Source organism: Paenibacillus sp. FSL R7-0345 (assembly GCF_038595055.1).
Taxonomy (GTDB): domain Bacteria; phylum Bacillota; class Bacilli; order Paenibacillales; family Paenibacillaceae; genus Paenibacillus_AQ.
The window spans coordinates 2668690-2689536 of sequence record NZ_CP152002.1 but is presented as its reverse complement, the minus strand read 5'-3'; the positions used below and the strand labels follow the sequence as shown (position 1 = coordinate 2689536).

Here is a 20847-nt window from a genome sequence, read left to right as displayed (position 1 = left end):
CGCCGGTAAAAACGGTATGGTTCAGGTTAATCCGTTGATGAACCCATCCTGCCAAGAAACGCATTCACCTGCTCCTTCACCGGTATAGAGCTTTGCGCTCCGGCACCGGATACGGTCAGTGCCGCCGCAGCTGACGCATAATGCAGGCTGTCCTTCAGCCCCATCCCGCCATAATAGCTGGCAGCCAACGCCCCGATGAAGGTATCTCCTGCTGCGGTGGTATCCACTGCCTGGACCGGATAAGCCGGGGTTTCTATTAACCTTCCGTCTGTGTCCATGTAGAGCGATCCCTTGCTCCCCAGAGTGATGATGACCTGCGATATCCCTACTGCAAGCAGACTCCGGCCCGCCGTCTGAGCCTCACTGAAGTCTGTAATCCTGACTCCGCTAAGTGCCTCCGCTTCAATTTCATTCAAGATCAGCAGCTTGCTGCGGCTGAGCCAAGCCCGTTTAAATCCGCTGACCGGAGCAGGGTTCATTACTACAGGGACTCCTGCCGCCTCAGCTTTTTCAAGCACCGCTTCATTGACCGTTTCCGCTATTTCATTTTGCAGCAGGATGACATCAAAGCGGGTGAAATCTAACGTCTTCAGATCCTCTGCACTATAGCTGTAGTTAGCACCGGGAGAGAGGATAATGCTGTTCTCCCCCCAAGCATCTGTGGTAATCAGCGCGATCCCGGTCGTCTCCGGCTTGATAGCTACAGCTCCGGTATCAATGCCTTCATCCTGCAGCTTCCTGTGCAGCTCTGTTCCGAAGGCGTCCGTGCCAAGCCCGCCCGCCATTGTTACTTTAGCCCCCGAGCGGGAGGCGGCACAGGCCTGATTGGCTCCCTTACCACCGGCATGGAAGCCGGTTCCCAGCCCCTGTATCGTCTCCCCCGGAACAGGTAGACACTGGACCTGTGACACTATATCCATATTCATGCTGCCTATGACAAGTATGTTGGCCATATGTCTGCCTCCTGTGCTAACCGTTCAACTTTTTAACCGAACCCCGCTTGATCAGTTCCACATCCAGTACTACCTTTTTAAGCTTGGACGGATCGCCCTGCGGGGTCTTGATCTTCTGGATCAGCATTTCCGTCGCCTGTATGCCCATCTCCCTCATCGGTCTGCCGACTACGGTTACCCGCGGCTGGACAAACTGGGCAAGCTCATTCTCGTCGAACCCGATCAGCGAAACCTCCTCGCCAATCTGGAGATTAAGGTCGCGGATCGCCTTAATGGCACCGGTGCAGATCACGTTGTTGGTGGCAAAAATTGCGGTCGGCGGCTCAGCGGACTGCATCAGCTCCATCGTGAACCTGTATCCGTCCTCTTCCAGCCAGTTGCCCTGCTTATGATACTGCGGCTGCGGCGTAATCCCATGCTCATGCAAAGCCTGATGATAACCCCAGTAGCGGTCCTTGCCGTCGTTGAAGTCATGCGCCCCGTCGATAATGGCAATCCGCTTATGGCCGTAATCCACAAAATGCCTGGCCGCCTCGTATGCCCCGCGGAAGTTATCAATCAGTACACCGTCATGCCCGCAGTCATTGATATAACGGTCAACCAGAATGGTTGGCTTGCGGATATTCCGGTAAAAGCCGGCCTCTTTGTGCGTGCCGATCAGGATGATGCCGTCCACATTGCGCCCCAGAAAGCCTTCGAAAAACTCCTCCTCCTCAGCCTCATCATTATAGGTAGATACAACGAGTGTGGAAAAACCCTCCTTCTTGGCCGCCTCGACCGTACCGCCGATGACCGCTGTATAGAACGGATTCTGGATTTCCGGAACAACGACTGCCAGCATATGCGTCTTTTTGCTGACCATGGAGGCAGCCATCGTATTAGGTACAAAATTCAGTTCTTCAATAATCCTCTGGATTTTCTTGCGGGTGGCATCACTTACGCGGTCCCTGCCGTTCATCACCCGTGAGACGGTAGCCACGGAAACTCCGGCGAGTCTGGCCACGTCTTTAATTGTCATTTCTTTGTCCGCCATATTTTTCCTCTCTGTCATAACGTTTACGCAACATATTTCCTCTATATACCAGCGTTATGATATGTGAAGTATCCTCATCTTTGCAAAAACGTTTACGCAATTTCTAGGTTCATTTTAGTATAGGTTTTTCAGGATTACAATCCCTTTTTACCGTATTTTCAAAATAAAAACGGTTTCAACCTACATAAGTAACGCAATCATGTTATATCTTATGGCTAAAAATCCCATTAAACATATATTTTTCACTTTTATATGTCATGTTAGTTAACGTAAATAGTCGGATGATCGATCCATTTGCTATGTGATTTTATTTTCGGCGTACTGGTTCAGTCTCTTATATTTACTATATTTATAATTTTTCACCAAACAGTGATTTATCACAGTACTTCTCATAATGATTCAGATTTGCAGCTATACCTTGTAAAAACGTTTACGCAAATTAATGTTTTGAACACAAAAAAACACGGCAGCGCAATATCGCGCTACCATGTTTTAAACCAGTAACTATAGTATTTCTATTGCCGACTTCCCCGGATCGATGAAACAATCAGCAGGAATAACGGAATTGCAATCATATTTACCGGAAGCACATAGCGGATCCAGACACCCTTTAGCAGCACCCCGGCCGGAGGGTTCAACCTAATGACCAGCATGGCCAGCCCGAATGTTAACGCCGCCACGATCCAGAGGAGTTTTTTCCAGCTGCGTGTCTTTCCAGCCCATTGGGCCAGACCATAGCTGGTTACGAACACGCAAATGGACAGCTTAACGAAGATACAAACCAGCCAGACCGCCATCACGAATATATCCATATTCTGAATAAACTCCATCAGATAGACCAGCTTGACCATTTCAAAAAAGGGAAACTGCAGACGCCCGCCGACTGCCGGGCCGAAGGTCATAATGACCCATAATATGCCCAGCAGCAGGAAGATTGAAGATATGGCTACACCCAGCAGCAGCACCATCCTTGTTGCTTTTCCGGGATTCTCTGCAAACGGAAACAGCATCATCAGCAGGATCGATTCGCCCAGCAGCGAGACCGGCGCAAGCGCTCCTTCCATTATTAAAGCCGGGCCAGTATCTGCATACACCGGCAGCAGCATAGGCCAGTTGAGATTGTTAACCGTTAAGACAAAGGTCAGTACCAGAATAAGCATCAGAATAGGTCCCCACAGCTCACTTACCCTGCCGATCGCTATAATTCCCCCACGGTGTACTGTATAGAACACGATACCGATCATCGTTCCGATGACAACCCAGTCAGGTGTCTTGTACAGCACACTCAGGCGGATGAACAGGAATTCATCACGCAGGATCAGACTCATCGCCCAAAACCATTGGAGAATAAAAGGAATTACGATTAGCTTGCCTGCCCACCTTCCGAGAATAGTTACACTAAATTCCATTAAGGTCTGCCGGGGGTATCTGGAGCTGAGTTTGGCGGCAATCCACGTAATAACGATCCCCGCCGCTCCGGCCAGCAGATAGGAAATCCAGGCATCCTGCCTGGCATAGCGGATTGTCGCTGTCATCGAAACCAGCAGATTAATTCCGATCTCCAGCATCATAATCATCCAGAACAGCTGACGGTTGCTGATCTTCATCTACTTCTCACCGCCTTCTCTCGTTGGCAGTAAGGATTCTCCCGTAATTCCTGTTCCGGTGAGGTCAAGCTTAACCGTGATATCCAGCTCAATTTCAGGAAAAATAGTTTCCCAATCAGCAGCCAGCTTCTTCCACCGGTAGGGATGGCGGCGGTGAATCGTATCTCCAAGACCGAAGATATCACTTTTAAAATCCTTCTGTACCTTCTCCGTAACTTTTTGGATTTTCTCTACAAGATACTGGTTCATCCGGGCTTCTACCTTCTCTACATTTGCCGTCTTAGAGAGATTAAGCGGTGAGTTATTCTCTTCAATAAATCCCTTACCCTCCAGCAGGATACGAAATTTAGGCAGGCCATCAGTGAAAATGGGTGTAATATGGCTTTTGAACGTGTCTACATTGACAGTTACCGTCTGACCTTTAGTCGCTCCGGACAAGGCATCCATTCCCGCCTTTCCGCCGGATTGTTCTGCATCTTCCGGATTAATAATGGTAGTAAAGTTTCGAAAGGCTAACTCATTAGTGATCCAGAGTCTGGCCCAGGATTCATCATTACTCAGATACCCGGCCAGCTCCAGCTGTCCATTAAACACAGCCACTCCATATAAACCGAGTGTCGTCTGCGGCGGGCTGTCATTCTTGCTCTTTTTGTCCGTTTTCATTTCCGGAGGCACAATGGTAAGCGCAGGCATGACCCCGCAGCCGGTACCATTGGCCATGATGAAGAAGTCCAGCAGGGAGCGGCTGATCGGCGCCCCGCTCTTCTCCTGGATTTTCTGCACAGCAATCGCCGGATTGGTCTCAAGCTGATAAGCCAGGCTCATCGCCTCCTGGGCCGTCCCCCCTTTAACGACAAAAATATTCGTCCGCGGGCGGACCATCGGGCTGCGCCCATACTCATCGAGGATGGAGAAAACGCCATGCTCGGCCAGCTTTTCCCCGATAAAGATATTTCGCCGGTGCCCCGGAAAAAGTACCCGGGATAGCTTTCTTTGCATATTCTGCTCGGCATCCCTGTTGTTTCTGCCGTATGCACTTTCCGTCATAAACCCGGACCGCCCGCCCTGTTCCCCACCCTGCTGTCCGCCTGATTTGGAAGCTAGCGGCAGCACCAGGTTGGCAGTCGCCAGATAGGCTCCGTCTTCTGCCTGGTCCATTCCCCAGCCCAGCACAATCGCCTGGTCATTCAGCTCCTGCCGGTCCCAGCATCCGGTAAGCAGCAAGGGCAGGATGAGGAATAACGCTACTAGTTTCCTGTACATAGTTCCGAGTCCCTTCCTGCCTGTTATTTGGTTCGTTTTGGGAACCTCGCAGCCTTACTCTGGGTCAGCCATGGCTGCAGCCAGCGCATTTTGGATTTGGGTGCCCGGACAAGTACATCGTTCAGATTGCGTACTGACATCGGTGCATAAGGTTCCATATACGGAACACCAAAAGGCTCAAGCATAACCATATGCACCGAGAGCACGATAAGAAATAAAACAATCCCATAAAACCCCAGCACCCCGGCAGCGATCAGCAGCGGAAATCGGAGCATCCGGTAGGCCGTCCCCAGGCTATAGACCGGAAAAGCAAAGGAAGCAATTCCTGTCAGCGATACGATTATGACCATTGGTGTAGATATAATTCCCGCGGCTACAACCGCTTGTCCAATAACCAGGGCTCCAGCAATACTGACCGCCGGACCTACCTGCTGAGGCAGCCGGATTCCTGCTTCACGCAGACCCTCAAAGATAAACTCCATAATCAGCGCCTCAATAACAGCCGGCAAGGGAACCCCTTCTCTGGCCGAGGCAATGCTGACCACAAGCGGCGTGGGGATAACCTGCAGATGATAAGTCGTTAGTGCCACATACAAAGACGGCAGGAGCAGGGAAATATGTACAAACGTATAGCGGATCCAGCGCACAAAAGTAGCGTACATCGACCTGTCGGTATAGTCATCTACCGCCTGCAGACCGGACCAATAGGTCATAGGCAAAATAAGCACAAACGGCGTGTTATCCGTAATAATGATAACTTTTCCTTCAAGCAGGCTGGAAACCGCTACATCCGGCCGCTCCGTATTCTGAATCTGCGGAAAAGGTGAGAATTTATTCTCCTCAATATATTCTTCGATATTGCTGGAATGGATGATGCCGTCCAGCTCGATGGTTTGCAGCCGCTTCCTAACTTCTTTGACCAGGCTTTCCTTGGTAATCCCCTCCATATAGCCGATCACAACATCCGTTTCAGTCAGCCTGCCCAGCGTCATACCTTCCAGCTTCAGCTTGGAGGAGCGGATGCGCCGCCGGAGCAGGGAGGTGTTGGTCCGGAGTGATTCCATGAACGCATCCCGCGGCCCGCGGACGACCTTTTCCGAGGTCGCTTCCTCAATGGAGCGCTGCTCCATTTTGACCAGATCAGCCAGCAGCACAAAAGCATTGCCCTCCGTAAAAACAGCCGTTTCCCCGCGCAGGATCGCCTTAATCACTTCGTCAGTTTCAAACGCAACGCTTATTTTCAAAGTGGGAATAAAGATATCCTTCAGCTCGACATTCCGCACCTCATCTATCCGGTCACTACTACGAAAATGAGCAAACAGCGGCTGCAGCACAAATTCATCGACCGCCTGGACGTCACACATGCCATCCATATAAATCAGTGTGGCCCGGTTCAGTCCGCCGATACTGCAATTCCGGTACATAATATCTGAACAATTCAGGAATTCCAGCTGCATCCGCTCTATATTATAAGCAAGATCCGGGTACAGCATCTCCGGCTCTTCGGGCTTACTGAATGTTGTCTGCTGTTTCATTTGCCATCCCCCCATGGTTGGTATTTGCAGGGAATAGGGGAAATATGCATCTTATCCATGATTTCAAATGTAAAAAGAGACGACCCATTGCGCCGCCTCCTTTACATATGTACACTCTGCTGTACTGTATACAAAGCTTATCCCATAAAAAAGTCAAACAAATCGTCATCGGTCCGCAAAATTCTGGAATCCTCCACACCCAGCTCCACTGCCAGATTCACAGAAGCAGCGGCCAGCACTGCCGAATTCGCCTTCACGTCGAAGGCTGCTTCAATCAGTGAATGATAACGGCTGTAGGTCTGGTTAATCCGGGTGATGATCTCCTGATATGCCTGATCGACTTTTGCAAGTATGGAATCTGTGTAAGCATCAAGCATACGCTTTAATTCCTGCTCCCTTGCCTCAAGCTTCCCCTTGGCGAATCCCCAGATCAGATTAGCTGTTACTGTCCCGATAATGGAACCCAGTACCGGAACCGGAATCAGCAGCTGGCCGATGGCTCCCCCGGTCGCCGCAATGCCCGCTTCAATACAGAGCACCTGTCCTTGTGTGACAAATTCGTCCATGGAGATTTGCTCCTGCTTCAGATCCGCCATCAGGGAAGACAACCCCATCATTGCACTGGCCACTGCCCCGGCAAACGGGGCGGAAAGTGAGGTCAGATTGGTCAGTGCATAAATCGTTCCGGCTGTAACGCCGGCCTTCGCTCCGGCCTTGGCACCATCAAGCCCGATCTCCTGCCAATCCTCCCGTTCAAAGTCCTGAAGCTTCTTTCCCTCCTTCACTTTACGGTAAATGACGGTTATGGCAGTTAACGAAGCGGAAACAGCAGCTGCCGTACCCGCTGCTTTGACTCCTTCCCGGATGGAAGGCGCCTTTTGGGACTCAATCTGCTTGACTTTTTCTTTCCCGTCCTGACGGATGTCTTTTTGGATACGCTGATTCTCATCCACAAGCTTGTCCTGAACCTTGGTGACTGTCTCGCCTGCCTTACCCAGCTGGACTTCACTATATTCCGAGATGGAAGGCTTGACTACATCCTGAAAGCTCCGGCCGGTACGCTGTTCAAGCTCCTCCACCTTCTGAAGAATGGCCCAGACAGATTTCTCACTTAAACCGGCCGGTGTACCGCCGGAGCGGATAGTCTGAATAATCTCGTACTGATCCTTGGGAATAGAATAGTCCATCGATAATTTTTCATATTTCTCATAATGGTCCAGCACATGCTTGAGCGTGTTATTGGTACCGTTGATAAACTTCGACTGAACCTTAACGCCGTTTAGAATAAAATCCTCCGGCGCTGTTCTTCCAACCCCTTCAAAGGTAGCTACCTCTGGCATGCCGTGCAATGCAGCCTGGGCATTGCGCACATGCACTTCCATATGTTCCGCCACTTCTCCATGCTTCGTCTGCCCGGACCCCAGGATATTATCCGGTTTAGCAAGGAACTGGCGCATTTTTTGCATATGACCCAGGGCATTTTCAAAATAAGACTCTTGTTGTCCCTGAGCTGCCAGCACATCCCTGACAGTCTGATCAATCTTACGGGCGGCAGCCTCCTGTTTCCAGTCATTAAACGCGCCAATACCGGCAGCAGTAATCTGGTCCTTCCATACCTGTGAAGCCATCTTATTTGCCGACTTCCTTCATGAACAACGCCGACAGGCTTTCTGTATTGTTAATGATCGCCCGCAGGACATCCCGCTGATCCTGGCTGAACTCGGTAAAGGACCGGATTGATCTGGCAGTCCCGGTAAAAGCCAACAGACTCTGTTCCAGGCCGGTTGCCAGCTTCTGCGTGGATTCCTTCAGGTGCACAATCTCCGCATCAGTGGCCTCCAGCACCCTGGTCGCTTTCACAATCTCCACCCGCTCTTTATCTGCTTTGATCGCTGCATCCTTGTTCTTCTTGCTGGCGAGGAAACCGCCAGCTGCAAGACTCGCAGCACCAATGCCCCAGCCGATCGGTCCTGCCAGGGCAAGCAGGGCACTGCCGCCCGCCATACCGCCTCCGCCCGCAGCAAGTGCACCGCCGCCCAGCCAGGCCAGAGCCGCATTGGTGGCCGCCGCTCCCGTCAATCCGGAAATAGCGGCACCTGTTGAAGCTGTGCCGAAGGTAGTCGCAATTGCCATCGCTGCCGTCGGTGCTAGCGCTGCCGTCGCTACACCAGCTGCTACTCCTGCTGCCGCGCCGCCCCCGGCCAGCTTAATCATTGCTTTTTCATCATAGGAGATTTCACTCAACGCCTTAAAGCTGGCCAGATTAACACGAACCTGCTCAATACTCTTGGCAAACTCCTTTGGCGTGTTAGCAAGTGTATTAATATAAGCCTCTACTTTTTTGATAACATCGCCGCCGTAAGTCCGGGCATTATGTAATTTGATTGCATTTCCTTTTACCGTCTCAGTAGAAACCTCATATTTATGCAGTGCAGATTTCAGCTTCCCCACAGCTTCCTTCTTCAATGAGCTGTTTAACATGATAGATTACTCCTTTTTGCTATTGATCTGGGTCTTTTTACATAGTAATATATTTCATCCCGATCGTCTGTCGCATGTTGTCGGAAAAAGTTCATTAAATTCAAGGCGTTAGTCCTATCTCTCTTTTCTTACTGCATGCAAAAAAAGAGCCCAGCCGCCTATAACGGTCTGCACTCTTTTATCACAACTATTTCAAATTCTGCAGCATATCCCTGATCTTCGTATAGTGTCCGCTCACCTTATCCGCCATATAGTTGTACATCAGCTGATTTTCGGCCAGGTTTGCCATTTCCAGATCGATGTCCACATTGTTGCCGTTGTTGTTCATCGTTGTATCCGTGTTGCGAATAATCTTATGAGGGATAAGGGATGCATCGTCAGTCTTAATCGCCATGTGTCTGGAATGAGTCTGCCTGATCTCCAGCTCATCCCGTGTGGTGCCATTGATTGCCTGTCTGAGCTCCTCCTCAAAAACAACCGTCTGCTTTTTATAGTTCGGCGTGTCAGCATTGGCAATATTCTCGGCGATCGCCCGGTGGCGTACGTTCAGCACCTGCAAAAAAGATTCATTCAGCCGTGAAGAGCTGCTCTCAATCAAGGGGATTCCTCCTTCCCGCCGCCTGCGGCTTGTTCATGTTTAAGGGGAAATTTCAGTGTCACTCTGGTCCATTCCCCATAGACGCTGTCGATCCCCAGCTCACCGGTGTAGCTGTCCATTAAACGGGTGGCGATAGCCAGGCCTAGCCCGTTGCCTCCATGCTTTCTGCTGCGTGCCTTATCGACTCTGTAAAACCGGTTAGTAACAAGATGCAGCTCATCCTCCGGTATGCCCATGCCGAAATCCTTCACCTCAATAACCAATTTGCCGGCCTCCACAGCCGCACTGATCCGGATTTCCTTCCTGTCCCTGGAGTACTTGATCGCATTATCCAGAATAATGATGATTACCTGCTGAAAATGGCTTTTCTGCACATGCAGGATACAATCGTCGCTGATATCCAGCCGGGTAAGCATCCTGAACTCTGCGTTGACGGTCTGGAAATTCTCGATGATCTCCTCAATGACCTGCTTGACCCTGATATTCTCCGGGGCATAGTCGGCCACAGCTGCGGAATGGTTGGCCCGGGTCAAAATCAGCAGCTCGGAGACCATCCGGATCAGCCGGTTTGTTTCATTCAAGCTGAGCTGAATCGATCTGTTCAGGACCTCCGGGTCATCCTTGCCCCAGCGTTTGATCATCGAAAGGTGACCATGGATGATGGAGAGCGGCGTCTTTAATTCATGCGAAGCATCTTCGATAAACTGCTGCTGCTGCCGGAACGATTGCTCCAGGCTGTCCATCAGCTCGTTAAACATCAGCGACAGCTCGGTCATTTCATCCTGCTGATTGGTAATCTGTACCCGTTCCTTCAGCCCGTTTTCTCTGATCCGCTTCATTGTTCTGATTATAGAGTTGATAGGATTAAGCAGCTGGAATGAAATCAGCCTCCCCCCGATCAGACTGAGTATGATCGCTACTAAGCCTGTAATGATGAACAGGGTAGTGATCAAGTTGATCAGGCTTTCGAAATTTTCCAGATTGCGCACAATCTCAACAGAGCCGGTGAAGCCGCTGATCTCCAGAGGCTGCCGGTAAATTAACAGCGTATCACCGCCCGGAGAAATTTCCAGCAGCTCCTCTGAGGTAACATATTTGGGCTGCACCCAGTGCTCCGGCACTTTATCCGAAATGGTGAGGATGGCAGCATCCTTTGCGTCCACAATCCGGATGAGCTGATAGCGTTCGTTCAATATTTTTAAATAGTCACCGCTGTCCGTAATCCTGCTCCCCGGCTCAAAACCCTGCAGATAAGCAACGACCTCGTGCATATTATTGCGGATGATTTCTTTTTCATGGTTGTTGACCCAATTCTGGATCACCGTATATTGCAGAAGATTATAGGAGAGAAACAGGAGCAGCATCAGAACTGCCGCCCACAGGGTCAGCTTCCACTTGATATTCATGTTCCGTAAGGAGAGCATCTTAATTTTTTTCATCCCGTATTAAATATCCTATTCCTCTGACCGTCTGTATATATTCTTCCTTATTGGCCGTGTCCAGCTTGTTCCGCAGATGCCTGATATATACATCAACCACGTTCGTTTCGATCCCGACATCATAATCCCATACCTGGGCGACAAGCATTTCCCTGGTTAGGACCCGGTTGATATTTTTCAGCAAAATAAACAGCAGCTCGTATTCCTTCTTGGTCAGCTCGATCCAGCGGTCACCCTTTTTCAGCATTCTGGATTCAATGTGCAGCTCCAAGTCCCTGAACTCCAGCACCAGCGGCAGCTGGCTGCCCAGCTTCTCAGCCCTTCTGGCAATCACCCGGATTCTCGCCAGCAGCTCTTCAATGGCAAACGGTTTCGGAATATAGTCATCAGCGCCGGTATCGAGTCCCATCACTCTGTCCATCACGCTGTCTCTGGCTGTAATCATTATGATTGGCGTATCCTTCACAGCCTTCACCCGCCGGCAAATTTCGATTCCGTTTAAATTAGGCAGCATGAGGTCAAGCAGAATGATATCCCAGTTCTCGCTCAATGCCAGCTCCAGCCCTTCTCTGCCATCATAGACCGGCCGCGCCTCGTAACCCTCATGCTTCAGTTCCAGTATGATAAAATCGGACAACCCTTCCTCATCTTCTATAACCAGGATGCGCATCCCTTAGGCCTCCAATACTGACTTCACTTACAGCACCCATTATACCTTGTGAAAATAACGCGGCGCTTAATGCAACATGAAATTTTTTTCATAATCCCCCTCCGCCACGTTCCCCTTTATATTTTCTACATAAATCAATTCACATCAAATTCCTGTCAAGCAAAATCCCCATCTGCTCCGCCAAAACCTCAGCCGGTTCTGCTAAACCATTAGTAATCCACCCGATGATTGTCTCTACTATGGCCGCACCAAAGAACCGGAGGATCATCTCCCTGTTCATTCCCCGGTTAATCCCCGCCTCTACATCCACGTCACCCTCCAGCTCCTCTATTACAAATTTCAGGAACTGCTCGCGGAAGGCGGAAGCGCCTTTGCTGGCCAGCAGGGTCGAAAAGAACGGATAATGGGTTTCAAAATATTGGTACCACAGCAGATTTCCCTCCACATAGCTTAAGTCAGCCGCAGCTTTGCACAATTTTCGCAGCTCGTTAATATGCTCTTCAATCAGCTTGTCCAGCACATCAACCTTATCCAGATAATGATCATAAATCGTTCTCCGCCCTACATTCGCCCTGTCGGATATATCCTGGATCGTGATCTGATCAAAACTCTTTTCAGCCATCAGTTCTATAAAAGCTTTCTTTATCGCATCCTGGGACTTCTGCACTCTTCTGTCTATTTTAGCCATTTCCATTCATCAAGCTCCCTTATACCTATCGTACAATTTCCAATCGGATGTGCGGTAACATACAGATCAGGTCATTCTGATTGTTGTAGAACCGCTTTTTTCATTTTATATTATACACAGTTGTGCGGTAACGCAACATTACGCGGGAGCAAAACACCTTACCGGTCTTCTCGAAATATTAATAAAACTGGAGGAATTCGCATGGCAAAATTTGAGGAAGTTAAAAACGGTGTTATTTTCCCGGCCGGAGAAAAAAACGAGGCATTCGCTGCCTATTTCACAGGTCAAAGCTATCTGCAGTCCCTGGTGACTGACCCGCAATTGAATATCGGCGTCGGCAATGTGACCTTTGAGCCGGGCTGCCGGAACAACTGGCATATCCACCGCGGCGGATTTCAAATTCTGCTGGTAACCGGCGGCGAGGGCTGGTATCAGGAGGATGGCAAGCCTGCGCAATTCCTGAGGGCCGGGGATGTGATCGTTACCCATGACGGGGTAAAGCACTGGCACGGCGCCGCCAAAGACAGCTGGTTTGAGCACATTGCCATCACTGCAGGCAAGCCGGAATGGTTAGAAGCGGTATCCGATGAGGAATATAGCAGTATCCAAGCATAGAACCGGGAAAGGCCCTGATTATCAGGGCTTTTTCTAATAGTAATGAGTTGCTGCTTACATCAGGATCTCCCGCTTGTTAATCTTGACTCCAGTTAGCGATTTCTCAAACATATCGAGGATGAACAGGAAATGTTCCGCTTCCCGGTATACATGGTCAGCCAGCAGCGGATGAATGATGCTCTTGATCCGGCATTCCGCGATCAGATCGCGGGCGGTCTTTTTGAAGTCACGCAGTGATTCAACCGACACTTTGTTCTCATCGACAAATTGGCTGAGCAAAGGTACTGTCTGAGACTGTGGACGCATTGAGCTGAGGTCTATTGCCTGGAACAGCAGCGTATCGAAGTCATGACTGAATTCCCTCGCCTGCGCTACAAGCTTCCGTTCAGAAGGGTCCAGCAGATGGCTGATAAACTTGGCATGATCGGCCATGATTCTCAGAAAAAATACATTCTCGTCGATAATCGCATCATGCAAAGGCTCCAGTGTGCCATTGTTGAGCTCTTCCAGCCGGTTGCGGAAATAATTCGCCTCCCTGCTCACATGATCCACCAGCAGCGGAAAGTTGTTCTGGCCGGGGAGCTTGCATTGCAGGATGAGTCCCAGTACTCTTCTTTTGAACACCCAAATATGACTGACCGCAGTATGGACTTCTACATTAAACGCTCTGATCGTCTGCGGATCTGTTTCTGCGCTAAAAGCATTGGCCTTCCGTTCAATTTCTTCAAATATAGCCTGAAACTGATTGGCCTCGTTGATCAATTGGGTGTCTTCACACCTGAATCCCAGCCTCAGGAACAGCGAATGCTCCTTCATGATACGCGACCAAAAACGTATTTCTTCCAGTGAACGGACTACAAAAGGATCGGACAATGGAACCCCTCCCACTTTTTCTCCCGAAATTAAACCCTTTGAAAATATACGGGATACAGCCCGGCCATATTCATTACAACTTAAGCGGATTCCATATCTATTGCATTCTAAAAAAACAGTGGAACAAATAAAACAGCGGCCAGCTCATCTGCCGGAAAACCGGAAATGGACTGGCCGCTTAAATTCGTTGTTATAAGAATTATTGAAACTATACTATGCAGCAATCAGCCCTTGGTAGCCCCCGAGGCGATTCCCTTCACGAAATACTTCTGCAGGGAGACAAACACAATCAGGACCGGGATGACCGACATCGCCGTCCCTGCAAAGATCATATCCCAACGGGAGGAGAATTCGCCAATGTAGCGGTAAATTTCCACGACCATCGTCTTGGGCTGCCCCGAAGGCAGAACCAGCATCGGCAGCAGGAAGTCATTCCAGATCCCGAGGCCGTTCAATACGACCATGCTTGCAGTAACAGGTCCCAGCAGCGGGAATACGATTTTCCAGAAGATGCCGTAACGGTTACAGCCGTCGATTTCAGCCGCCTCTTCGATCTCCCGCGGAATGCCCTTGACGAAGCTGGTGTACAGCAGGCAGCCGAAGCCGACAGCACCGGCAACATATACACAGATCGGACCGATGAGACTGCCGTACAACCCCAGTACTTTAAGTTCCTTGAATAACGGAATCATGTATGCCTGGAACGGGATCATCATGCCTGCCAGGAAGTAAAGGAAGATGGCCTGCGTCCATCTGGCATTCCGACGTTCAATGGCGTAACCGGCCATCGGAATGATCAGCACCTGGGCAGCGATGGAGACAACAGTCAGGATCAGACTGTTTCCGATCGCCTGCGGGAAGTTAGTTTCGGTCAGCAGATACTTAAAGCTCTCCAGATACAGCCCCTTCGGAAAAGCCAGCGCATCGCGCATAATCTCAGCATTGCTCTTGAACGCCGACATCAGGTTAAAGAAAATCGGGAAGAAAAAGATAATGGCGAACAGCAGCGTGATGACAAACAGAATGATTTCTGTCCAGCGTTTTTTGGCCTGAATCGTCATTACATCTGCACCTCCCGTTTACGGAGGAATTTCACCTGAATGAGGGTGACCAGCAGGATCAGCAGGAACAATACCATTGCCAGCGCCGTACCGAAGCCCTGCCGCAGTTCTCCGAAGCCAACCTTATAGATAATATAAGTCAGCGTCTCCGTCTCGAATCCCGGTCCGCCGTCTGTCATAACCGCGATCTGGTCAAAAATTTTCAGCGCACTGATCATCGACAGCACCATACATACCGTCAAGGAGCCGGCGAGCAGCGGGAAGGTAATATGGCGGAACTGCTGCCATCCCCCCGCACCGTCGATCGAGGCTGCTTCATTTAATTCTGCCGGAATGCCCTGCAGTCCAGCCAGATAAATGATCATATAATAGCCTGCACCTTTCCAGACTGTAGACAATACAATCGCCAGCATTGCATATTTTGGACTGCCGAGCCAGTCGACCATCCAGCTTCCAAGGCCGACCGCCTCCAGCATCTGGTTAAAGACACCAAAGTTATAATTCAGAATCATGGCCCATACGAAGCCCATGACGACACCGCTGAGCAAAGTCGGGAAGTAGAACACGCTTCTGAACAGGTTTTTGAACCATCGGACCTTGTCGACCAGAATAGCCAGCAGGATCGCGGCGATATTCTCCAGAACAACCAGACTGACCGTCATAATAAGTGTATTTTTCAATGCGTTGTGCACCCGGGTGCTTTGCAGAATCTCGGTGAAGTTGGCAAAGCCGATGTACCGGATGTCATCACTGATGCCGTCCCATGAAGTGAAGCTGAGATAGATGCTTCCGGCTGTCGGGACAATGACGAACAGTGTATAAATCAGAAATGACGGTAATATAAACAGCAGCGCATAGGATTGCCATTTTCTTTTTCTTTTTGGATTGGCAACGGCCTGTAGCTGCTCAGCCTTCATGATGTTTGCACTCATGGCTGCTCTCCCTCCTGTAGCTAATTACATCTGATTGGCTTTGACCTGATTGTCATATTCGGTGTCGGCCTGCTTCATATAATCCGTAACATCGCCGTCCTTAACCACCAGCTCCTGCATCAGCTTGTAATACCAGTTGCGGAACTGCGCAGGAATCAGGTTATCGCCCCACCAGTTGTTGATTGCCAGCGATTTGGTTACATTCGGATCTGCGATCAGGTCAAGTGCAACCTGCATCTGTTCTCCTGTCTCATAGGTTACCTCTTCCTTAGTGGAAGGAATGCCGTTAATGCCGGCCAGATATTTGGAATAGTTGTCCTTTTGGAAGAAGAAGCGGATGAATTCTTTAATGGCTTCGGTCTTGTCCGCATCCTTGGCGGCTTCGGCGGATAGCGACCAGCCGGCCGGCGAGGCCAGACCAATCACATTTACTTTACCTTCACGGTCCGGTATCGCATAGAAGCCAAAGTCGAAATTCGGATCAGCTTCCTTGATCTGCGAGAACATCCATGTGCCAGAGAAGAGCTGAGCCGCTTTGCCGGAGACAAGGAACGATGCCGTCTGGTTGTCTGCCGTGCTCAGCCAGCCTTTATCGACATAATTAGTGAAAAGCTGTTTGTAATCGGTCATTGCCTGAACAACGTTCGAGTCGGTGAAGCTGGCCGTTTTGGCTGTACGCTTGGAGTTCCAGTCGGGATCTTTGGCATACACATCGTCGATCAGGAACTTGTTGATCCAGAAGCCCATATGGAAAATATCCTTACCGCCGACTACGAGCGGGGTAATGCCGCTGGTCTTCAGCTTTTCCTGAATCTGAATGAACTCATCATACGTCTTAGGAAGCTCGGTAATGCCTGCATCAGCATAGGCTTTTTTGCTGTAGATAATGCCCTGCGGCACGTTTACCTGCAGCGGTGCGTTCCATACCTTGCCGTCCACCTGAGGCGGGTCCTTGAACAGCTCAAGCAGGTCCGCCGGAAGCTCTACAATTTTACCGGCATCGGCGAACACCTGTGTGTCACGCATTTCAACGAGATCCGGGAACTCGCCGACCGCATCCTTGGTCTTCAGCCAATCCAGATAGGCAGCCGAGGAGGTTTCGCTCAGGTCCTTGACCGTTATATGCGGATTCGCTGCCATAAAGGCTTTAACTGTATCGGCGATGGCCTGCTTGGTGGCGGGGTCGCCTGAGGCATAGCCGATGGTGAAGCTTACCTTTTTCGCTTCGCCTGCTGCATTGCCCGCAGAAGCTTCCGGTGCCGCCGGGCCTTCCGGAGCGCTGTTAGCCGCGTTATTATTGTTGTTCCCGCAAGCGGATAATACGGTTGTTGCTGCCAGTAGCAGAGCGGATAACCGGATCATTGTCTGTTTGTGTGCCATGTATAAATAACCTCCCTATGGTTATGCCGGAAACAGGTATCGATGTGCGCATCATCTTCGAAAGCGTTTCCTTGTGATAAGGATAACATCGCAGCTCCGGGGTTAGAATGAAGTTTTTTAAGCGGGATATGCGGGTTATTTAAGAAGAACGCTCCCGGGCGTCCGGGATAGGAAACGTAAGCGTTATGGATGTCCCGATATGCTCCCTGCTGCTGATGGACAGTCCGTAGGCTTCGCCGAATACGGTACGGATGCGTTCATGCACGTTTTTCAGTCCAACGCTTTTACCGGGAGAGCTTGGTTCTTCCAGAAGCTTCACTACCTCCTTCAGCCGCTCCGGATTCATTCCGTCCCCGTCGTCATATACTGTAACCGCATACTCGAAATCCCGTTTCTCAATCGTCACGCCGACAGAACCTCTGCCCTTTTGCCGCAGCCCGTGCGACACCGCATTCTCGACCATCGGCTGCAGCGACAGCTTCAGAATGGGCCAGTCCAGATCGATCTCCGGTGAAATATCCAGATGAAGCTCATAGTAATTGTCATAGCGGACTGAAATAATATAGAAATAATCCTTCAGATGCTCCAGCTCGCTGCGTAGACTCACCCGGTCTTCACCGTAGTCGATCACATACTTCAGCTGGTTGGACAGTGACAGAATCATATCCGCCACCTCACTAGCTTCTTTATCTACCGCATTCATCCGGATCACTTCAAGAGTGTTGTACAGGTAATGGGGACGGATCTGCGACTTAAGGGCATTGAGCTCGGTCTGCTTCTGTTTGATCTTGGCAACATAAGCTTCATTGATATACTCCTGCAGCCGCTCTACCATACGGTTAAAGCCGTAAGCCAGCCTCCCCATCTCATCATTGCTTTCCACCGGCAGCTGGATATCCAGGTTCCCCGACTCCGCCACCGCCATCTGCCTGATGACACTGCGGATCGGCGCAGCCAGGCGCCGCGAGAACCAGAAGCCCATAATGATCAGCGCTACCGAGCAGATGAGAATGGCAATATATATCGTGGTACGGGCAGCCAGCAGCTTTTCAAACAAATTTCCCCGGTGAATTCTGGCGATCAGATGACCATCCAGAAAGGGAATCTCCTCACTGAGCGTGATCATATTTGCGTTGCTGCGCACCAGCTCCTCCACTTCGTAGGTCTGCTCCTCCCGGCCGGCAAGATTGCTGAAGAAGACATGCCCTTCTCCGTCCAGAAGATACAGCTCATCCTTGTCACCTAGATTAAGCTCCTGCAGAAACTGCTGAAACAGCGTGACATCCACATCGAGAAAAAGCGTCCCGACCACCTTGGGTGTCCGGCTGATGCCCTGCGACGTATCAATCAGATTGCGTCCTATCGTATATACCTTTCGCTCGGAGCCGAAGTAATAAGGGTCTGCGTGGCTGGGAAAAATACCTACTTTGGACGGCTGGGAAACCATGGAGTGAATCCAGTCCTTGTAGGGCCACACCTCTTCCAGGATCGATTTGTTCTGCTTCTCCTGTTCATAGATTTTCTGGTCGGATTTGCGCACAAAAGAAGCACTTGTAATATAAGGATCGCTTAACAGCAGTGTTTTCAAAAAAGAATTGATCGGAATGTTATTGATCTGCTCCAGCTCGTTCACATTCACTGTCTGGTTCTGGCTGGAGCTCTCCAGAAAGCCCTCGTATTTGCCGGTGTACATGATTTTGGAGATTTCATTGTACTGGTTGAAGGTAGCGTTCAGATTGTAGCTCATATAGAGCACCATCTGCTGCAGGTTGCTGGTCGTGTACCGCTCGATGTACCCCGAAAAGGTACGCACAGAGAAAAAACTGAGTGCAAACAGCGGAATCAGCCCCACCAGAATGAACGATATCGAGAACTTCATAAACAGACTTCCGGATTTACGCCCTTTACCAAACATGACAAGCCTCCCTTCCCGCAGCCTTTAAATAACTGCACTATGAGTTTCTGTAGCTCTGTTTATACTCCTGCGGGAGCTTGCTGAATTTGCGTTTGAACATATCACTGAAATGGCGGGCATTATTGTAGCCGACCCGCTCGGCGATTTCGTACACCATAAGATCACTCTCCAGCAGCAGCCGGAGCGCATGGCGCATCCGCACCTCAGTGACATACTGTTTAAAGTTCTGTCCGGTATGCTTCTTGAAAAAGCTGCTGAAGTAATACGGGTTCATATAGACCATCGCAGCTGCAGACTCCAGCGTAATATTATCCGCATAATGCTGCTCGACATGGGCTTTGACCTGCGAGAGCTGGGCAGGCTCCCTGCCTTTGATTTTACCTGCCAGCAGCTCCGCGATCCGGCCCACTGCCTGCTCCAGTTCATTGCCCAGCCGTTCGAAGGTAGGTGCTTCATGCAGCATCTCCAGCAGCGGCTGCGCTGATCCGTCCTCCATACGGGCTTCAATACCGTAACCGGCGAATTCCTGCTCAAGCTGCAAAATCACGTTGTAGATGCTGGACACGGCTTTCCCACGGCTGCCCTCCGCCTGCTGCTTTACCGTCTCCAGCAGCTTTTGCAGCAAAGGTGCAAGCATGTCCGTATTCAGCGATTGCAATGCTTCATTCAGCTGCTCCTGCAGGTTCTTCAGACATTCCAGTGCTTCATTCTCTGGTTCCTGATCCTCCTCCCGGAACAAGTAAACCTGGTTGAGTCCTGAAAAATAGCGGTTTGTCAACGCTTTCAGCGCATTCGTATACGATTCATCCATACGTCCAATGTCACGTACAGACTGGCCGATGCCGGCCGAAACCTGCAGCTTTAAAAAGGTGTTGATTTTGCCGTGCAAATCCTCCATCAGCTGAAGCGGTACACCGGGATCGTCATGCTGCAACACAATGCCGAAACGCTCCCCTTTGCGGAACACAAAGCCGTTGCTCTGCGCCTCGACCGTCTCCTTAATAATATTAGACAGGGCAAAAGCCACCAGCTTCCGCTCGCGCTCCTCCCAGCGGGAGGACTGCCCGTGATATTCGTCGGTTTCTATTACACAGACCGTAACCCACTGCGTGTCTGTCCTGCCGGCCATAGCGATAAATTCGGCCGCTCTGCTGCGGTTGCCGTCAGCCAGCTGTTCCAGCAGCTCTTCCATCGTAATGCTGCGGTTCTTCTTCTCATAATGGGTCAGCATCAATTTATTGCGTTCACCCTCCGACTCTTCGCGTATGGCAGCAACTGCCCTGGTCAGGACCTGCTCCAGCTGGCCGGTGTTGACCGGCTTCACCAGATAATCCAGCGCCCCGTATTGAACGGCCTGGCGGGCATAATCAAACTCCTGGTAGGCGCTGATAAATACCACCTTGATCGGCAGCGCCGATTCGTGAATATCCCTTATAATCTCGATGCCCGTAAATCCCGGCATGCTGATATCGCTGATAATTAAATCGGGGCTAGAGTCTTCAATGAGCTGCTTAAGCTCTTTGCCGTCTCTGGCTTCCCCCACAATGCTCAGCCCCAGCGTTTCCCAGGCAATGAGCTTCTTCAGCCCGCGGATGATAATCGGCTCGTCATCGGCCAGTAATACGCGGATCGGTCGCATGGTTCGTCCTCCTTCGTGAAATGCTCAGCTGCAATGCTGTCTGTTCCTAAAAGCGTATGCTTCACTTTATCATGCTTGCTCCTGTGCCGGGTACGATAATTTAAGCATTATGTGCAGTTTTTTCAGCAGTTTGGCAGAATAATCAGCAGCAGAAGTTCTCCATCA

At 50.4% G+C, this 20847-nt stretch carries 18 protein-coding genes; 1 reads left to right on the top strand and 17 read right to left on the bottom strand.

Features of this window, described 5'->3' with window-relative positions:
* Positions 1-26: 26 nt before the first annotated feature.
* The 11 genes from rbsK to NST84_RS11135 all read right to left on the bottom strand — a co-directional run bounded on the left by rbsK (position 27) and on the right by NST84_RS11135 (position 12267).
* A complete protein-coding gene (gene rbsK, locus NST84_RS11185) occupies positions 27-953 on the bottom strand; it encodes a ribokinase (protein ID WP_342565641.1) in 927 nt (308 codons plus the stop codon).
* A gap of 16 nt (positions 954-969) precedes the next feature.
* Positions 970-2004 carry a LacI family DNA-binding transcriptional regulator gene (locus NST84_RS11180; RefSeq protein ID WP_342565640.1) on the bottom strand — a complete coding sequence of 345 codons (1035 nt, stop codon included), beginning with the start codon at positions 2002-2004 and terminating at the stop codon, positions 970-972.
* 497 nt (positions 2005-2501) lie between these two features.
* Positions 2502-3593 (bottom strand): endospore germination permease, encoded by a 1092-nt coding sequence (locus NST84_RS11175; RefSeq protein WP_342565639.1) that lies wholly within the window; start codon positions 3591-3593, stop codon positions 2502-2504.
* Positions 3594-4856: a Ger(x)C family spore germination protein gene (locus NST84_RS11170; protein WP_342565638.1), complete on the bottom strand. Its 1263-nt coding sequence runs from the start codon at positions 4854-4856 to the stop codon at positions 3594-3596.
* Between the two features lie 23 nt (positions 4857-4879).
* Positions 4880-6391 carry a spore germination protein gene (locus NST84_RS11165; protein ID WP_342565637.1) on the bottom strand — a complete coding sequence of 504 codons (1512 nt, stop codon included), beginning with the start codon at positions 6389-6391 and terminating at the stop codon, positions 4880-4882.
* Positions 6392-6528: 137 nt separating this feature from the next.
* Complete coding sequence (locus tag NST84_RS11160) at positions 6529-8019, bottom strand: hypothetical protein (protein WP_342565636.1); 1491 nt, start codon at positions 8017-8019, stop codon at positions 6529-6531.
* Position 8020: 1 nt separating this feature from the next.
* Entirely contained in the window at positions 8021-8872 is an 852-nt protein-coding gene (locus NST84_RS11155; protein WP_342565635.1) for a hypothetical protein, read from the bottom strand.
* A gap of 187 nt (positions 8873-9059) precedes the next feature.
* Positions 9060-9470 (bottom strand): flagellar basal body rod protein FlgB, encoded by a 411-nt coding sequence (gene flgB / locus NST84_RS11150; protein ID WP_342565634.1) that lies wholly within the window; start codon positions 9468-9470, stop codon positions 9060-9062.
* Positions 9467-10876 carry a HAMP domain-containing histidine kinase gene (locus NST84_RS11145; RefSeq protein WP_342565633.1) on the bottom strand — a complete coding sequence of 470 codons (1410 nt, stop codon included), beginning with the start codon at positions 10874-10876 and terminating at the stop codon, positions 9467-9469. Before NST84_RS11145 ends, flgB begins: the two co-directional genes overlap by 4 nt.
* A 19-nt stretch (positions 10877-10895) precedes the next feature.
* Positions 10896-11579 carry a response regulator transcription factor gene (locus tag NST84_RS11140; protein ID WP_342565632.1) on the bottom strand — a complete coding sequence of 228 codons (684 nt, stop codon included), beginning with the start codon at positions 11577-11579 and terminating at the stop codon, positions 10896-10898.
* 139 nt (positions 11580-11718) lie between these two features.
* Positions 11719-12267, bottom strand: coding sequence for a TetR/AcrR family transcriptional regulator (locus tag NST84_RS11135; RefSeq protein ID WP_342566403.1), 549 nt, complete (start codon positions 12265-12267; stop codon positions 11719-11721).
* A gap of 201 nt (positions 12268-12468) precedes the next feature.
* On the opposite strand from NST84_RS11135, the gene NST84_RS11130 reads away from it, so the two are divergent.
* Complete coding sequence (locus tag NST84_RS11130; RefSeq protein ID WP_342565631.1) at positions 12469-12882, top strand: cupin domain-containing protein; 414 nt, start codon at positions 12469-12471, stop codon at positions 12880-12882.
* 54 nt (positions 12883-12936) lie between these two features.
* Here the strand turns inward: NST84_RS11130 and NST84_RS11125 are convergent, their stop codons facing one another.
* From NST84_RS11125 to NST84_RS11100, 6 genes are all read right to left on the bottom strand, one after another.
* Entirely contained in the window at positions 12937-13755 is an 819-nt protein-coding gene (locus NST84_RS11125; protein WP_342565630.1) for a DUF2935 domain-containing protein, read from the bottom strand.
* Between the two features lie 224 nt (positions 13756-13979).
* Positions 13980-14816 carry a carbohydrate ABC transporter permease gene (locus NST84_RS11120; RefSeq protein ID WP_342565629.1) on the bottom strand — a complete coding sequence of 279 codons (837 nt, stop codon included), beginning with the start codon at positions 14814-14816 and terminating at the stop codon, positions 13980-13982.
* Complete coding sequence (locus NST84_RS11115; protein WP_342565628.1) at positions 14816-15748, bottom strand: sugar ABC transporter permease; 933 nt, start codon at positions 15746-15748, stop codon at positions 14816-14818. The genes NST84_RS11120 and NST84_RS11115 overlap by 1 nt, the downstream gene beginning before the upstream one ends.
* 24 nt (positions 15749-15772) lie before the next feature.
* Positions 15773-17128, bottom strand: a complete 1356-nt coding sequence (locus NST84_RS11110; protein ID WP_342565627.1) for an ABC transporter substrate-binding protein — start codon at positions 17126-17128, stop codon at positions 15773-15775.
* A 139-nt stretch (positions 17129-17267) separates the two neighbouring features.
* On the bottom strand, positions 17268-19043 hold the full coding sequence (locus NST84_RS11105; protein ID WP_342565626.1) for a sensor histidine kinase: 1776 nt from the start codon (positions 19041-19043) through the stop codon (positions 17268-17270).
* Between the two features lie 37 nt (positions 19044-19080).
* Positions 19081-20682 carry a response regulator gene (locus NST84_RS11100; RefSeq protein ID WP_342565625.1) on the bottom strand — a complete coding sequence of 534 codons (1602 nt, stop codon included), beginning with the start codon at positions 20680-20682 and terminating at the stop codon, positions 19081-19083.
* Positions 20683-20847: the final 165 nt, after the last annotated feature.

Bases quoted from the DNA above. Each gene is read 5' to 3' on its own strand.
- rbsK (WP_342565641.1), bottom strand. From the start codon at position 953: ATGGCCAACATACTTGTCATAGGCAGCATGAATATGGATATAGTGTCA.
- NST84_RS11175 (WP_342565639.1), bottom strand. From the start codon at position 3,593: ATGAAGATCAGCAACCGTCAGCTGTTCTGGATGATTATGATGCTGGAG.
- NST84_RS11160 (WP_342565636.1), bottom strand. From the start codon at position 8,019: ATGGCTTCACAGGTATGGAAGGACCAGATTACTGCTGCCGGTATTGGC.
- NST84_RS11145 (WP_342565633.1), bottom strand. From the start codon at position 10,876: ATGAATATCAAGTGGAAGCTGACCCTGTGGGCGGCAGTTCTGATGCTG.
- NST84_RS11115 (WP_342565628.1), bottom strand. From the start codon at position 15,748: ATGAGTGCAAACATCATGAAGGCTGAGCAGCTACAGGCCGTTGCCAAT.
- NST84_RS11155 (WP_342565635.1), bottom strand. From the start codon at position 8,872: ATGTTAAACAGCTCATTGAAGAAGGAAGCTGTGGGGAAGCTGAAATCT.
- NST84_RS11170 (WP_342565638.1), bottom strand. From the start codon at position 4,856: ATGTACAGGAAACTAGTAGCGTTATTCCTCATCCTGCCCTTGCTGCTT.
- NST84_RS11165 (WP_342565637.1), bottom strand. From the start codon at position 6,391: ATGAAACAGCAGACAACATTCAGTAAGCCCGAAGAGCCGGAGATGCTG.
- NST84_RS11140 (WP_342565632.1), bottom strand. From the start codon at position 11,579: ATGCGCATCCTGGTTATAGAAGATGAGGAAGGGTTGTCCGATTTTATC.
- NST84_RS11135 (WP_342566403.1), bottom strand. From the start codon at position 12,267: ATGGCTAAAATAGACAGAAGAGTGCAGAAGTCCCAGGATGCGATAAAG.
- NST84_RS11105 (WP_342565626.1), bottom strand. From the start codon at position 19,043: ATGTTTGGTAAAGGGCGTAAATCCGGAAGTCTGTTTATGAAGTTCTCG.
- NST84_RS11120 (WP_342565629.1), bottom strand. From the start codon at position 14,816: ATGACGATTCAGGCCAAAAAACGCTGGACAGAAATCATTCTGTTTGTC.
- NST84_RS11100 (WP_342565625.1), bottom strand. From the start codon at position 20,682: ATGCGACCGATCCGCGTATTACTGGCCGATGACGAGCCGATTATCATC.
- NST84_RS11110 (WP_342565627.1), bottom strand. From the start codon at position 17,128: ATGGCACACAAACAGACAATGATCCGGTTATCCGCTCTGCTACTGGCA.
- NST84_RS11180 (WP_342565640.1), bottom strand. From the start codon at position 2,004: ATGACAGAGAGGAAAAATATGGCGGACAAAGAAATGACAATTAAAGAC.
- NST84_RS11130 (WP_342565631.1), top strand. From the start codon at position 12,469: ATGGCAAAATTTGAGGAAGTTAAAAACGGTGTTATTTTCCCGGCCGGA.